At 38.0% G+C, this 14,234-nt stretch carries 13 protein-coding genes; all 13 read right to left on the bottom strand.

Annotation, left to right across the window (positions count from 1 at the left end):
• The 13 genes from coaBC to CRO54_RS08735 all read right to left on the bottom strand — a co-directional run bounded on the left by coaBC (position 1) and on the right by CRO54_RS08735 (position 14,189).
• Complete coding sequence (coaBC, locus tag CRO54_RS08795) at positions 1-1,203, bottom strand: bifunctional phosphopantothenoylcysteine decarboxylase/phosphopantothenate--cysteine ligase CoaBC (RefSeq protein WP_097131072.1); 1,203 nt, start codon at positions 1,201-1,203, stop codon at positions 1-3.
• 124 nt (positions 1,204-1,327) lie between these two features.
• Positions 1,328-1,654, bottom strand: coding sequence for a DNA-directed RNA polymerase subunit omega (locus tag CRO54_RS08790; RefSeq protein ID WP_097131070.1), 327 nt, complete (start codon positions 1,652-1,654; stop codon positions 1,328-1,330).
• Position 1,655: 1 nt separating this feature from the next.
• Positions 1,656-2,600: an outer membrane protein assembly factor BamD gene (locus tag CRO54_RS08785; protein WP_097131068.1), complete on the bottom strand. Its 945-nt coding sequence runs from the start codon at positions 2,598-2,600 to the stop codon at positions 1,656-1,658.
• Positions 2,601-2,833: 233 nt separating this feature from the next.
• Entirely contained in the window at positions 2,834-4,270 is a 1,437-nt protein-coding gene (locus tag CRO54_RS08780) for a TolC family protein (protein WP_097131066.1), read from the bottom strand.
• Positions 4,263-7,436, bottom strand: a complete 3,174-nt coding sequence (locus tag CRO54_RS08775; RefSeq protein ID WP_097131064.1) for an efflux RND transporter permease subunit — start codon at positions 7,434-7,436, stop codon at positions 4,263-4,265. Before CRO54_RS08775 ends, CRO54_RS08780 begins: the two co-directional genes overlap by 8 nt.
• A 19-nt stretch (positions 7,437-7,455) precedes the next feature.
• A complete protein-coding gene (locus CRO54_RS08770) occupies positions 7,456-8,532 on the bottom strand; it encodes an efflux RND transporter periplasmic adaptor subunit (RefSeq protein WP_097131062.1) in 1,077 nt (358 codons plus the stop codon).
• A gap of 241 nt (positions 8,533-8,773) precedes the next feature.
• A complete protein-coding gene (locus CRO54_RS08765) occupies positions 8,774-9,172 on the bottom strand; it encodes a hypothetical protein (RefSeq protein ID WP_097131060.1) in 399 nt (132 codons plus the stop codon).
• Positions 9,173-9,301: 129 nt separating this feature from the next.
• Positions 9,302-9,865, bottom strand: coding sequence for a hypothetical protein (locus tag CRO54_RS08760; RefSeq protein WP_097131058.1), 564 nt, complete (start codon positions 9,863-9,865; stop codon positions 9,302-9,304).
• A 74-nt stretch (positions 9,866-9,939) separates the two neighbouring features.
• Positions 9,940-11,106: a molecular chaperone DnaJ gene (gene dnaJ, locus CRO54_RS08755; RefSeq protein WP_097131056.1), complete on the bottom strand. Its 1,167-nt coding sequence runs from the start codon at positions 11,104-11,106 to the stop codon at positions 9,940-9,942.
• Positions 11,107-11,192: 86 nt separating this feature from the next.
• Positions 11,193-11,783: a nucleotide exchange factor GrpE gene (locus tag CRO54_RS08750; RefSeq protein ID WP_097131054.1), complete on the bottom strand. Its 591-nt coding sequence runs from the start codon at positions 11,781-11,783 to the stop codon at positions 11,193-11,195.
• 333 nt (positions 11,784-12,116) lie between these two features.
• Positions 12,117-12,806, bottom strand: coding sequence for a cell division ATP-binding protein FtsE (locus CRO54_RS08745; protein ID WP_097131053.1), 690 nt, complete (start codon positions 12,804-12,806; stop codon positions 12,117-12,119).
• Position 12,807: 1 nt separating this feature from the next.
• Positions 12,808-13,011, bottom strand: coding sequence for a fructose-6-phosphate aldolase (locus tag CRO54_RS08740; RefSeq protein ID WP_097131051.1), 204 nt, complete (start codon positions 13,009-13,011; stop codon positions 12,808-12,810).
• A 155-nt stretch (positions 13,012-13,166) separates the two neighbouring features.
• Positions 13,167-14,189, bottom strand: a complete 1,023-nt coding sequence (locus CRO54_RS08735; RefSeq protein WP_097131049.1) for an acyl-CoA reductase — start codon at positions 14,187-14,189, stop codon at positions 13,167-13,169.
• Positions 14,190-14,234 lie beyond the last annotated feature (45 nt).

Here is a 14,234-nt window from a genome sequence, read left to right as displayed (position 1 = left end):
TTAACTGATATTCATTGTTTTTAGTATCTCTGCACAGATATCTTTAGCAACTTCTGTTTTAGATTTGGTTTCAAATGTTGTTTTAGCCTCTTCTTTGTTAAAGATAGTGATTTTGTTGGTTTCGGTTTTAAAACCTGCGCCTTTATCGTTTAAAGAATTCAGCACGATCAGGTCTAGATTTTTCTTTTTTAGTTTCTCTTTTGCATAGTTTTCTTCGTCAGTTGTTTCTAGTGCAAAGCCTACTAAAAGTTGCTTTTCTGCTTTTTGCCTGCCAAGCGTGGCTAAAATATCGGTAGTTTTTTTCAGTTCAATATTAAAGTGATCTTCTTTTTTCTTGATTTTCTGTTGAGCAACATCTACAGGTGTGTAATCTGCAACGGCAGCGCTCATTACTGTAATATCGCTTTCACTAAAGTATGTCAGACAAGCATCTAGCATCTGTTGTGCACTAACTACATCAATTCGTTTGATGCTGATGTTACTTTTTAGAGCGGTTGGTCCAGAAATTAAAGTTACTTCTGCACCAAGTTGATACATCTCTTCGGCGATGGCAAATCCCATTTTGCCAGACGAATGATTGCCTATGAAGCGTACCGGGTCGATGGCTTCGTACGTTGGACCGGCCGTTACCATTACTTTTTTTCCTAAAAGTGGAAGTCCTTTGCGGATTTCTGCTTCTAAAAAAGTCACGATTTCCTCAGGTTCTGCCATTCTGCCTTCGCCATGTAAACCGCTTGCCAATTCACCACTACCAGGTGCAATCATGATATTACCGAAACTTTGTAGTTTAGCAATGTTATCCTGGGTACTTTCGTGCTTCCACATATCTAAATCCATAGCAGGAGCAAATAGTACAGGACATTTTGCAGAAAGATAAACAGCGCTAAGTAGATTATCACAAAGTCCATTTGCCATTTTGCCTAAGGTATTGGCACTTGTAGGTGCAATAATCATATAATCGGCCCATAAGCCAAGTTCTACGTGATTGCTCCAAACACCAGTTTCGGCCTCAAAGTATTGCGTATAAACAGGGTTTTTAGAAAGTGTGGCTAAGGTAAGCGGAGTAATGAAGTTACTCGCATCAGCAGTAAGGATTACCTTAACATTCGCCCCAGCTTTAACGAGCAGCCTCACCAGCACAGCAGCTTTGTAAGCAGCAATGCTACCGCAAACGCCAAGTATAATGTTTTTGTTATTCAGCATCTATGAGCAAATATAGATAGATTCTAACAGCTTAAAAAGCATTTAAGCCACAGATGCAAAGATTATGTGAAATCAATGTATCTGTGGCCTAATATAATCTGTTTTGCGTAGCGCAGCTTTGTTATTATTGCTCTTTACTCGGGTTTCTGTTATAAACTTTACCGTTCAAGAACTCGTCAATAGCGATTAACGTTGGTTTAGGCAAACGCTCATAGTGCTTGCTAATCTCAATTTGCTCTCTATTTTCAAAAACCTCTTCTAAGTTGTCGTTAGATGAAGCAAACTCTGCTAACTTGCCATGTAGCTCCTCTTTCATATTGTTAGAGATTTGATTAGCTCTCTTCGCAATGATTACTAAAGACTCATAAATGTTATCAGTAGATCTATCCAAATCATGAACATTTCTAGTAACCGTAGTATTTGGAATAGCTGGTTTTGGAGTAGTACTCATTTTATTTTTGTGTTTTATTATCTAAATTATTGTTAGTCGTATCTTTTTTCTTTTTGCCTGCTTTATCACTTTCTTCAAGTGCTTTGTATTTAGCAATCATTGCTTGCTCTTCAGCAATGATTCTTTTAGCATTTGCAATTCCTGCCTCACTATCATCTTTTAGCTGTTTTGCTTCTTTTGCAAATTTGCTGTTAGGATAAGCTTCGATAAATTCGTTATAATACTCGATAGCTTCGTTAAAACGGTCTTCCTGTCTGATAGGATAACTATTTTTTGCATACATGAACTGAGATTTAACAATCAATAAGTTCATTTCTTCTGCGTACTTGATATCAGGAAATTCTGTTTGTGCATTTTTTAACGCCACAACTGCCGATTTGTAGTTGGTGATATCGTAACCTCCCAAATTAAAATAAAGCTTAGCGTTATCAAAAGCCTTAGTTTCTAATTTGTTTCTTAAGTTGGCAATATATTGAGCAGCTTGCGTAGCTCTATCACTTTTTGGGTAAAGGTTGATAAATAACTGTAAGGCATCAATTGCTTTATAAGTATTCTCTTGGTCTAATGATGATTTTGGAGAATCTAAATAATAACAATAAGCACCCATGTACCTACATTCTTCCGCATTTTTACTGGCGGGATAAGTATCTGCAAACTCTTTAAACTTGTAACGTGCAGTAGTGTAATCTTTTAGGCGATATAAAGTGTAGGCGTAGTAGTAGTTCAAATCTTCTGCCTCGGCAGTACCTCTATATTTCTGTACCAAACCTTCGAATAAAATCAAGGCTTTTGAGTAATCTTTCTTGTTATAAAGTCTAATTCCTTCTTGGTATTTTTTAGCTACATCATTACTTAAACGAAGTTTTTCGAAACGACTTTTACATGCGCCTAAACTTAAAAGGGCAATGGCGAAGCAAGAAATAATAAGGTGTTTAATTTTAAACATTTTACAAAGATAAGGTAATAATACGACAACGTCAATTAAATAATAAGGGCTAAACTACTTAAACGTCGTTGAGCTTGAAAATACTTAACAAATTTTAACAAAAGAGAGTGCTAGCTTGAGTTTACTGAACGTAAATGGTTTATAGATAGTGTATCGTTAAATGTAAAAAAGTCCCAGATTAACTGGGACTTTCCAACTAGTAAACAATTAATTAGCCAAAACCTCTAAGCTAACTAATTCCATCCGCCACCTAATGCCTGATAAACTTTTACCATGGCATTCAATTGCTGTTTCTTTGTTTCTATCAATTCTAATTTTGCTTCCAGTGCATCACGCTGTGTCATTAATACTTCTAAGTAATCAGCTCTGGTAGATTTGAATAAATCATTAGAAATTTCGATAGATTGTGTTAAAGCCTGTACCTGTTTAGCTTTTAACTCGTAGCTTTTACTCAAATTGCCGATGCTAGAGAGTTGGTTAGCTACTTCAATATAACCATTCAAAATGCTTCTTTCATATTGATAAACCGCCTGAATTTGTTTCGCGTTCGCTGTTAAGTAGTTCGCTTTAATCGCATTTCTGTTGATAAGAGGAGCTGCTACATCGCCGGCAATAGAGTAAAGTAGCGATTCTGGCGTCTTCACTAAATAGGAAGGGTTAAATGCTTGAAACCCTATACCCGCTGAAATACCTAACGAGGGATAGAACTGCGCTTTTGCTACTTTCACATCCAACTTTGCAGCAATTAAATCTAACTCCGCTTGTTTAATATCTGGCCTGTTGGCTAGCAACTGCGAAGGAATTCCTGTATGCAGGTCATTGGCTAAGTTCGTATCGAAGCTGCTTTTGTCTCTATCGATGTGTTGTGGATACCTGCCCAACAAAAAGTTGATTTTATTCTCTGTTTCTGTGGTTTTTTGTAAGATATCAAACTCCAAACTTCTAGAGCTCAATACTTCTGCTTCAAATTTACGAACGGCCAATTCGGTTACTCTCGTAGCTTCTTTTTGTATTTTAACTACTGCCAGTGCATTGGTTTGTAGTTCAATATTTTTACGCACCATATCTAACTGGTTATCTAAAGCCAGCAACTCGTAGTATGAATTCGCAATTTCTGCTACTAAACTCGTTACTACAAAGTTCTTGCCTTCTACAGAGGATAGATATTTGGTGTAAGCAGCTTTTTTAGAGTTGCGTAGCTTGTGCCAAATATCAACTTCCCAATTGGCGTACAAACCAACTAGGTAATCGGGTAGGGGTTCTGGCATTTCTTTACCGGGCTTAATTTCAGTACTGGCATCACCTGCACCCTGACTAGTATATCTGCCTACTTTTTCCAAGCCTGCTCCAGCTTTTAAGCCCAAGCTAGGTAGTAGTTCGCCTTTTCTTACCCTTACTTCGTTTCTAGCAATTTCAATTTCCTGTAAAGTGATATTTAACTCTTGATTGTTCTGTAAGGCGGTATCAATCAAATTGGTTAAGTATTGGTCTTTAAAATATTCTTTCCATTTGATATTGGCCGAATTTGCGGTGTCATTGGTATAGTTGGCGAAAGCACTCGGAGTGCTCTTGTTCTCTGTTTTTTGAACAATAGCGGGGGTTTTACAGCTGGCATAAGCCAAGCTCAACAAGGTAAATCCCAATATTTTGTGATGATTTTTATTAAACATTGCCTTCAATTTCTTCGGTTAATGGATGTTCGTCTTCAATTTTAATGAGTTTGCGTTTGCTGGCGATAGTGCCAAAAACATAGTACAGCCCTGGGATGATAATTACACCGAACACAGTTCCAAGTAACATACCTCCAGCGGCTGCCGAACCAATGGTACGGTTGCCAATAGCACCTGGACCACTTGCAAAAACCAATGGAATTAAACCTGCAATAAACGCAAAGGAAGTCATCAAAATTGGGCGGAACCTTACTACAGCACCTTCCATTGCGGCGGCCAAGATTGTCTTGCCTTCTGCATGTTTCTGCGCAGCAAATTCTACAATTAGCACTGCATTTTTGCCAAGCAAACCAATCAACATCACCATGGAGACTTGTGCGTAAATATTGTTTTCTAAGCCTAGAAGCTTTAAGAAAAGAAAAGCACCAAATATCCCAGCAGGTAAAGAAACGATTACTGCCAGTGGCAAAATGAAACTTTCGTACTGTGCTGCAAGTACCAAATACACGAAGCCTAAGCAAATGAGGAAGATGTAAATGGCCTCGTTACCTCTCGACGTTTGGTCTTTTGAGATGCCTGCCCAATCGATGCCATAACCTCTTGGCAAGGTTTTCTTCGCTACTTCTGCTACGGCTTTCAGCGCATCGCCAGAACTATAACCTATTGCTTGCGAACCATTAATTTCGGCAGAATTGTACATGTTATGACGAGTGATTTCCGATAGTCCGTAAACTTTTTTCATGGTCATGAACGATGAAAAAGGAACCATCTCGTCTCTATTGTTTTTCACGTACAGTTTCATCACATCAGCTGGTAAAGCCCTGTATTGTGGCAACGACTGTACAATTACCTTGTACTGGCGACCGAATTTGATGAAGTTGGTTTCGTAATTACTGCCAATTAAGTCCGATAAGGTTTCAAGTGCCTTTTCTGGTGTAACCCCTTTTTGTTGCGCTTTATCGTTATCAATATTTAACATGTATTGCGGGAAACTGGCACTGTAGAAGGTAAATACAGATTGTAGCTCTGGACGTTTGTTCAGCTCTTTCACAAAATCCTTGCTCACTTTTTCCATTTCTACATAATTGTTCCTTCCAGCTTTGTCCAATAAACGCAATTCGAAACCACCAGCAGCACCATAACCCGGAATAGCAGGCGGTTGGAAGAATTCTACCATGGCCCCTGGCATATCTTTAGATTTCTCTTCCAGTTCTTTAATGATATCCTGAGCTGTATTTTTACGGTCTTTCCAATCCTTGAGGTTGATTAAGCAAGTACCCGAGTTGGCTCCAGTTCCTTCCGTTAATACTTCGTATCCCGCCAGTGCAGAAACAGAACTTACGCCTTCAATTTCCTCACAAATTTTTTCAAGCTTTTCTGAAATTTGATTAGTTCTTTCTAAGGTAGAGCCAGGAGGAGTTTGAATAATCGCATAAATCATCCCTTGGTCTTCATTAGGGATAAATCCCGATGGTACTGAATTGCTCAAGAAATAAGTAGCTACGCAGAAAATACCCAATACGCCAAAAAGAGCTACTTTACGGGCAATTACTTTGTTCATTACTTTTTGGTAACGACCAGTCAATCTGAAAAACCAAGCGTTAAAGGCATCCAAGCCTTTATCTATAATTGATTTTTTTGTGTGATGATTGGCATTGTGTTTCTTCAACAAGATAGCACATAAAGCGGGTGTTAAAGTCAGCGCCACCACACCAGATAGAATGATCGCCGTAGCCATAGTAATGGAGAATTGACGATAAAAAACACCAACCGGACCCGACATAAATGCTACAGGAATAAATACCGATGCCATTAGGAAAGTGATGGCTACAATGGCGCCTCCAATATCAGTTAATGCTAATTGTGTAGCTTTTAATACCGATAAGCGTTTGTCTGCTTCCATCTTGGCATGTACCGCTTCGATCACTACAATTGCATCATCGACAACAATACCAATAGCCAATACCAACGCAAATAGCGTGATGAGGTTAAGCGTGATGCCGAAAAACTGCATGAAAATAAAGGAACCTATTAGTGAAACTGGTACTGCAATGGCCGGAATTAGCGTAGAACGCCAATCACCCAAGAAAATGAAAACTACTAAACCTACGAGGATAAAGGCTTCAATTAGGGTATGCACCACTTTTTCTATGGATGCATCCAAGAATTTAGAAACGTCATAACTGATTTCGTAATCCATCCCTTTGGGGAAGTTTTCTGCCTTGATCTCTTCCAAACGTTTCTTCACATTCTCAATAACCTCTTGCGCATTACTTCCGTAAGATTGTTTCAGAACGATAGCAGCAGAAGGTTTTCCGTCAAGGTGAGAATACAAATCATACATGGCACTGCCAAATTCTACATCGGCAACATCTTTCAATCTTAATAATTCGCCATTGGCACTTGCTCGTAAAACAATGTTTTTGTAATCGGCTTCTTTCGTGAAACGCCCTGGGTATTTTAAGACATATTCAAATGATTCTGAACGTTTACCTGAGGCTTCGCCTGTTTTACCTGGAGATGCTTCAAAACTTTGATTGTTCAGTGCTTCTAAAACTTCTTCAGAAGAAATCTTGTACGCCAGCATTTTATCGGGCTTTAGCCAAATACGCATGGCATATTCACGGTTACCCAAAATGTCGGCAAAACCAACTCCTTCTACACGTTTCAATTCTGGAATTACATTGATGTCAGCATAGTTGTACAAGAAGTTTTCATTCATGTGTGGGTCTTTACTGAACACATTTACATACATCAACATATTTGGTTGTTGGCGACTGATTTTGATACCTTCACGAATAACCAATGGAGGTAATTTGTTGGTCACAGCTGCTACACGATTTTGTACGTTCAACGTGGCTTGGTCAGGGTCGGTGCCCAAATTAAATACCAGCTGTATCGAACATTCACCATCATTACCAGCATCAGAAGTCATGTATTTCATTCCTGGGATACCATTTAAGGCTCTCTCCAATGGGATAACTACCGCTTTAATCAGTAACTCATTGTTTGCACCAGGATATTCGGCCACAATGTTTACCATTGGCGGCGAGATATTTGGCAATTGGGTTACGGGCAGGCCAATCAAAGCCAGCACACCCATAAATACGATGACAAGGGATATCACGATGGATAGCACCGGTCTTTTTATGAATTTACTAAACATAATTTTCTTGAAAAATGGCCTATTCTGCTTTTAATTGTAATTGGCTTAACACTTGTTTTGGTTCCATGAAAGTGAATTTGATTTTTTCATCATCTTTCACTTTTTGTACACCGTCAAGCACTATTTTATCACCCTGTTGCAAGCCGCTGGATACCACATAGATATCTGGTAGTTCACCGCCAATCTTAATTTCTCTGGATTTTACAGTTCCATTTTTCTCAATCACAAATACATAATTTTTGTCTTGTAATTCGTAAGTCGCTTTTTGAGGAATGATTAAAGCATTTTTCAATGGAATAACCATTTGCACTTTTCCGGTTTCTCCATTTCTTAATAGCTGATTAGGATTTGGGAATTTTGCCCTAAAGGCGATGTTACCAGTTTCGGAATCAAATTCCCCTTCAATGGTTTCTACTTTTCCCTTACCGTTTAATGTTTCGCCATTGGCTAAAACTAAGCTTACGGATTGGTTATGGCTCGTTTTTGCTTGCTGGAAGTTCAAATATTCAGGTTCTGAAACATTGAAATAAGCAAACATCTCACTGTTATCGGATAAGGTGGTAAGTAACTCACCTTCGTCGATTAAGCTCCCCAATTTTTTAGGCAAGCGATCGATAGTGCCATTAAATGGTGCCCTGATTTCGGTAAATGATAAATGCAGCTTTGCTAATGATGAGCTAGCTTTGGCCTGTGCTAATTTGGCTTTAGCCATTGCCAATTCATTTTGTGCCACTACGTTTTTATCTGCCAGTAGTTTAGTATTAGCTACTTCAATTTCGGCAGCGTTGACCTCAGCTTCTGCTTTTAATACTTCAGCTTCGTACATTTTAGGCATAATTTTGAAAAGCAATTGACCAGCCTTTACGGTTTGGCCTTCATCTACATAAATGCGTTCCAGAAAACCTTTCTCTTGCGCTCTTAACTCGATATTGCGAACCGAGCGGATTTGAGATACATATTCTTTAGTGAAAGAAGTATCGATAGTTACTGGACTAGTTGCCGTGTAGTTGGTTTCTTCTTCTTTTTCTTCGCGATTTGATGCGCAACTGGAAAATAGCAAAGCACATACGCCTGTGAGCATTATAATATTTTTCATCTGTATAAAAATTGTGTTTTAAAGATGATGAAGCTATCAAGATGAGATCTAGATAGTTTCATTACGGGTTTTGATTTTTGTTTAGAATTGAGAAATCACATCATCTTTTATCAAAGCGGTGAGTGGTTCTCATTATTTGTTTAATAGAATTTCTTTAGATAAATTTTACAACAAATACCAATGCCAAATAAAAGGCAGGCAAATTTGTTTCGACAGCTAATCGATTAAGTAAAAGAGGGTATCAAATTCTAAAAACTCTCAGCAAGAGATATTTGAAGCTTGAAGTATAAGATAAATGCTCGCAGTAAGGTAATGCAAGCTTTTGGATTGTTCGGAGATTTCCTACTAATAGCGCATAACAGAAATAGGCAGCTTGTTTGATGCTGATGATTCCTTTTCTCGAAATACTTTCGTCATCCTCTTGACTTTCTTCTGCGTAGTTCATTTCGCTTGAAGAGAAACTTTTTTGGATATGAACGTTAGCGTTTTTATGGAAAGGAGTGTGATTTTGTTTAGTTTGAGGGTTTTCATTAAAAAACTCGTAACCCTGAGCTAAACGTGGAGCTACTGCATGCGTATTCTCACTTCCCTTCAGTAAAAGGAAAAACAAGGATAAACAAAATATAATTGTAGCTCTCATTATGGCGTCAAAAGTAAAATAAGGTTTTATATTTTTTTACACTTGATGAAAATTCTTCGTCTGCTTTTTGTCAGATTTTTAAAATTGCGTTAGTAACAGTCTAAAAAGTTAGTTCGTCAATTTTATTATTTAGTCTTTCCATCCCCAAGGAGCGGTGGGAGCGGCGATTGGTTTGGTTAAATCAAATTTAACGGTAAACAAACGGTCTGTGCCAATACGACGCAGATTATAGGTGAAACTATTCTCATCAATGGTAATCCACCAAACATTACCGGCTGCGGCTGGTAGTAAATCTATGGTTTGTTGATCTGCTGGGAAAATTTGCATATTAGCTGTTCCGCTGTTTGAAGTTAAGCCTCCGTATTGCGTTACTTTATCTTCCGAACCATCTGCATGTCGATGATCATGCTTTAATAAAATCCTGCTGTTTGCAAGTTTCAGCACCCAAGTCCTAGATTTATCTTCTCCGACAAAAAATGGAATCTTAATTAGGCTATCATTACATTGCCTAACATGCATTACCAATGGTCCATTTTTAAATGCATCCGTCATGCCATGTGTAATTTCTCCTTGGTAGGCTTTGCCGCAATGCTGTTTTAGTAAATCCCAAAATTGCTGTGCACCTGATTTTTGTTGAGCGTAGGTATTGAAGCTTAAAAGGAATAGTATCGGAAGTAATAATTTTTTAATCATTGGATATCGAGCTTTGTATGCAAATTAGGTTTAATTTGTAAAAACAAAAAATCCCGCATCAAGCGGGATTTCTATTATTCGAAATATTCTTTCATTTTATCGAAGAAACTCTTGTCATTTTTACCAGGTTGTGGTTTAAAGTTCGCAGATTCTCTCAATTTTTCGAGCAATGCTCTTTCTTCACTATTTAGTGCTTTTGGAGTCCAAATGTTTACGTGTATGATTTGGTCGCCTCTATGGTAAGAATTCACCTCTGGAATACCTTTGCCTTTTAAACGAAGCAGTTTTCCACTTTGTGTGCCTGGCTCAATTTTAATTTTTGCCTTGCCATCAATAGTTGGTACTTCCACACTTGCACCTAAAGCTGCATCAGGAATGCTTACATGCAAATCGTAAACTACATTGTTTCCTTCTCTTTTTAAGGTTTCGTGAGGAGTTTCCTCAATCAAGATGATTAAATCCCCTGGTACACCACCATTTGGAGCTGCGTTACCTTTTCCAGCCATACTTAACTGCATGCCTTCGCTCACACCAGCAGGAATATTGATGGTAATGGTTTCTTCGCCACGAACCGTTCCTTCGCCATGACAAGCACCACATTTTGCAGTAATTTGTTGTCCGCTACCATGACAAGTAGGGCAGGTAGCTGTAGTTTGCATCTGGCCTAAGATAGTATTGGTAACTCTACGTACCGAACCTGCACCACCACAAGTGCTACAAGTACTTACCGATGATTTGTCTTTCGCACCAGTGCCATCACAAGTTTTACAGCTTACTTGCTTGTTAACTTTGATTTTTTTCTCGGCACCATTAGCAATTTCTTCTAAGGTTAACTTTACTTTGATACGTAGGTTACTTCCTTTGGCTACTCTGCGGCCACCTCTCGATTGACCTCCACCGCCAAAGAAACTATCAAATGGGCTACCGCCGCCACCACCAAAAATATCTCCAAACTGACTGAAAATATCTTCCATGTTCATGCCGCCACCGCCATAGCCACCACCTCCAGCTGCACCGCCAACTCCGGCGTGTCCAAATTGGTCGTAACGTTGTTTTTTCTCTGCACTACTTAATACTTCGTAAGCCTCTGCCGCTTCCTTAAACTTATCTTCTGCAGATTTGTCATCAGGGTTTTTATCAGGGTGATATTTAATAGCCAACTTACGGTAAGCTTTCTTAATTTCTTCCGCCGATGCGCCTTTGGCAACTCCAAGTACGTCGTAATAATCTCTTTTGCTCATTTTTGTTTAATGATTGAATGACTAAATGAGAAAATGATTGAATGTGTCCGATTTAATCATTCAAAATTTAACCATTCAAAATTCCTTTATGCTCCAACTACCACTTTAGCAAAACGAACTACTTTTTCGTTAAGCGTATATCCTTTTTCTAATTCGTCAATTACTTTTCCTTTTTGCTCTTCTGTTGGCGAAGGAATTTGGGTAATTGCTTCGTGCAAATCTGTGTCAAAAGGAGTGTTCAAACTTTCGATTTCTTTTAAGCCTTTTTGAGTTAAAATACTCTTCAATTTGGTTTGAACCAATTCAATACCTTCACGAACTGGTGCTACTTCTGTAGATTTTTCAGTTGCTTTAATAGCACGTTCAAAATCATCTAAAACAGGTAAGAGAGAAACGACGATATCTTTACCAGCAGTTTGTAACAACTCAACACGCTCTTTTTGTGTACGACGTTTGAAGTTGTCGAACTCAGCAAATAGACGTAGGTATTTATCATTCAATTCAGCTACTTGCTGTAGTAATTTTTCTTCTACTGATAATTCTATTGCAGGCTCGCTCGCTTCGTTTTCAGCTTGCGCTGCTGTGTTTTCTACATTATCTTTAGTGCTTTCCGCTGCTGCTTCAGCTGTATTATTTTCAACCAATGGTTCTTCTTCCTTTTTCTTCTTGTTAAACATGTGTACTCGTGTTTTTTCCCAAAGGGATTCCTTTGAAAGGGTTCTTTACAAAAGTTTTGCCAATGCAAATAAAACAGCCATGCTGTCAGTTTTACGTCAAGTTAGACTAACAGAATGGCTGTAAATTAATTTTTTGTCAGAATACTGCTTAATATAAATTAGCTTTATAATCTTACCCTTTCAGGGTTCCGTGGGCGTAATAACTATAATTTTCTATTATAATATCACCACTTTGTGGTTATATCTAAAGTCCGAAGGACTGGTATTATGATAGCATTTAAATGTTAAAATTTTAAACCACGGAGTGGTGACATAATTAGCGAACTTGAATATTTAAGCGATCTGAACATCTTCATGCACTAATCCATTTTCACATTTGATGATGCGAGAAGGGAAGGTACGGATGATATGATAATCGTGGGTAGCCATTAAAACAGCGGTTCCGTTTTGACTGATTTGCTTCAATAAAAGCACAATTTCTTCCGAAGTTTCTGGGTCTAAGTTTCCTGTCGGCTCATCCGCTAGAATAATCTCCGGATTGTTTAATAGAGCTCTGGCAATTACAATACGTTGTTGCTCACCGCCAGACATTTCGTGAGGCATTTTCTTGATTTTAGAACGCAAGCCCACTTTTTCCAAAACATCTTTAATACGTTCGGTAATCAGGTTTTTGTCTTTCCAACCCGTAGCTTTTAGAACAAATTCAAGGTTTTGCTCAATGGTTCTGTCGCCCAATAACTGAAAATCTTGGAAAACAATCCCAAGTTTTCTTCTCAAGTAAGGAACTTCCTTTTCAGCAAGTGTTTTTAAATTGAAATTAGCTACGCTTCCTTCGCCATTACCGATGTGTAAATCGCCATAAATGATTTTTAACAAACTACTTTTTCCCGAACCAGTTGCGCCAATTAGAAATACAAACTCGCCTTTGGCAACATCAAGTTTTACGTTAGATAGCACTAAGTGTTTCTGCTGAAAAACATCAACGTTGTTTAAGGTAATTACATTTTCTACGTACTCTGCCATGTTAAATATCTAGTTTAGTTACCTGTCCAAAAGGCAACTCGTTAATAAAACTCATTATTTTTTCCTGCTTATCTCCAAAACCTAGTTTCTCTAAAGATTTATCAGGTCTATCTACCCTAAAATAAGCCAACAAAGTGAACTTTTCGTCTCTTAGTTGTACGTAATCAGGTATTTTGGCAATGCCTTTAACTTTGATGATATACATTCCTTCAAAAGTAAGAAGTTAAAAGTTAAAAGTGGAAAGTTAAAAGTAAAAAGTCTTGAAGTCGGAAAGACCAAAGTTAAAAGTGTTCAGTTAAAATTGGCTACAAATCTTTTCTCTCCCTTTTGGGGAGAGATGCCTACAGGGCAGAGAGGCGCTTAATCCCCTAATCCCTTCAAAAACTCAATCGTATCAACATTGTCTGCGTAGTCCCAAAGTTTAGGGTGCTGGCTTTCTCCAAAGCGGAGTACCTGCAAATCTTTATCAATTAGGTTGCCTACAACACATTGAATTTGTTCTCGTTGCTGCTTCAGTTTTTCAGTAACGTCGCCTATGTTCTCATAAGTTTCGTAATATAATACAGCCAAAGGCGATGACAAGCCTTCATCTTCTTTCAACAATAAAAAACCATTGTCGTAATGTTTTTGCTGATTTACCAAATAAATAGACTTGTTGTAATCGTAGTTGTTGTTGTATTTAAAATGGTTGATAATGTCTTGATATTGCTCTAAAGGCTCAAAAAAGTTTTTGATTTCGTAATTTTCAGGGATGTAGATTTTTGAGATACTGCGACAGCCCATGCCAAAGTAATCTAAAATATCATGACCTAGTTCCGCAATTTCTTCTTCTTTTTCCTCTCCAGTTAATACAGCTACACTATTTCTATTTCTTCTGATGATGTTGGGTACTTTACCGAAATAATATTCGAAATATCTTGATGTGTTGTTGCTGCCAGTAGCAATTACCGCATCGAAACCTTTCAATTGTTCGGCATAAATAATGTGGTTTTTCAGCTCTGGTAAAATTTCACAGAGTTGATTTAGCAGAAAGGGCAGGAGTTTATTGTCAGATGAAGATAATTTAATTTGTGCAATATTTCCTGTTGCTAATACACACATCACATCGTGAAAGCCAACCAAGGGAATGTTGCCAGCTAAGATTAACCCCACTTTTTTAGGTGCTGTTGTAACTTCAATATTTTCAAACCATTGTTCTAAATCGGCCTCGTTTAGCATTTCAGCTAAGGCTTTTACCGATTTGTTTACTTCATCTTCTGTAAACCAAGCATTTGCATTTTTAGCCGAATAGACAGCTGATTTGAAGGCTTCATCTGGCTGATTTAGATATTTACCTAGTTGTTTAAAAGCAGAAATGAGCTGTTCTTTACGAAGTGAAGACATATTTAGAACTATTATAAATTTATTATGTATTATATTTGCGACGCA

Origin of the sequence: Pedobacter xixiisoli (assembly GCF_900215335.1) — a bacterium.
GTDB classification, from domain to species: Bacteria; Bacteroidota; Bacteroidia; order Sphingobacteriales; family Sphingobacteriaceae; genus Pedobacter; species Pedobacter xixiisoli.
The sequence above is the reverse complement of the archived record's forward strand: the minus strand, read 5'-3'. Positions and strand labels throughout refer to the sequence as shown.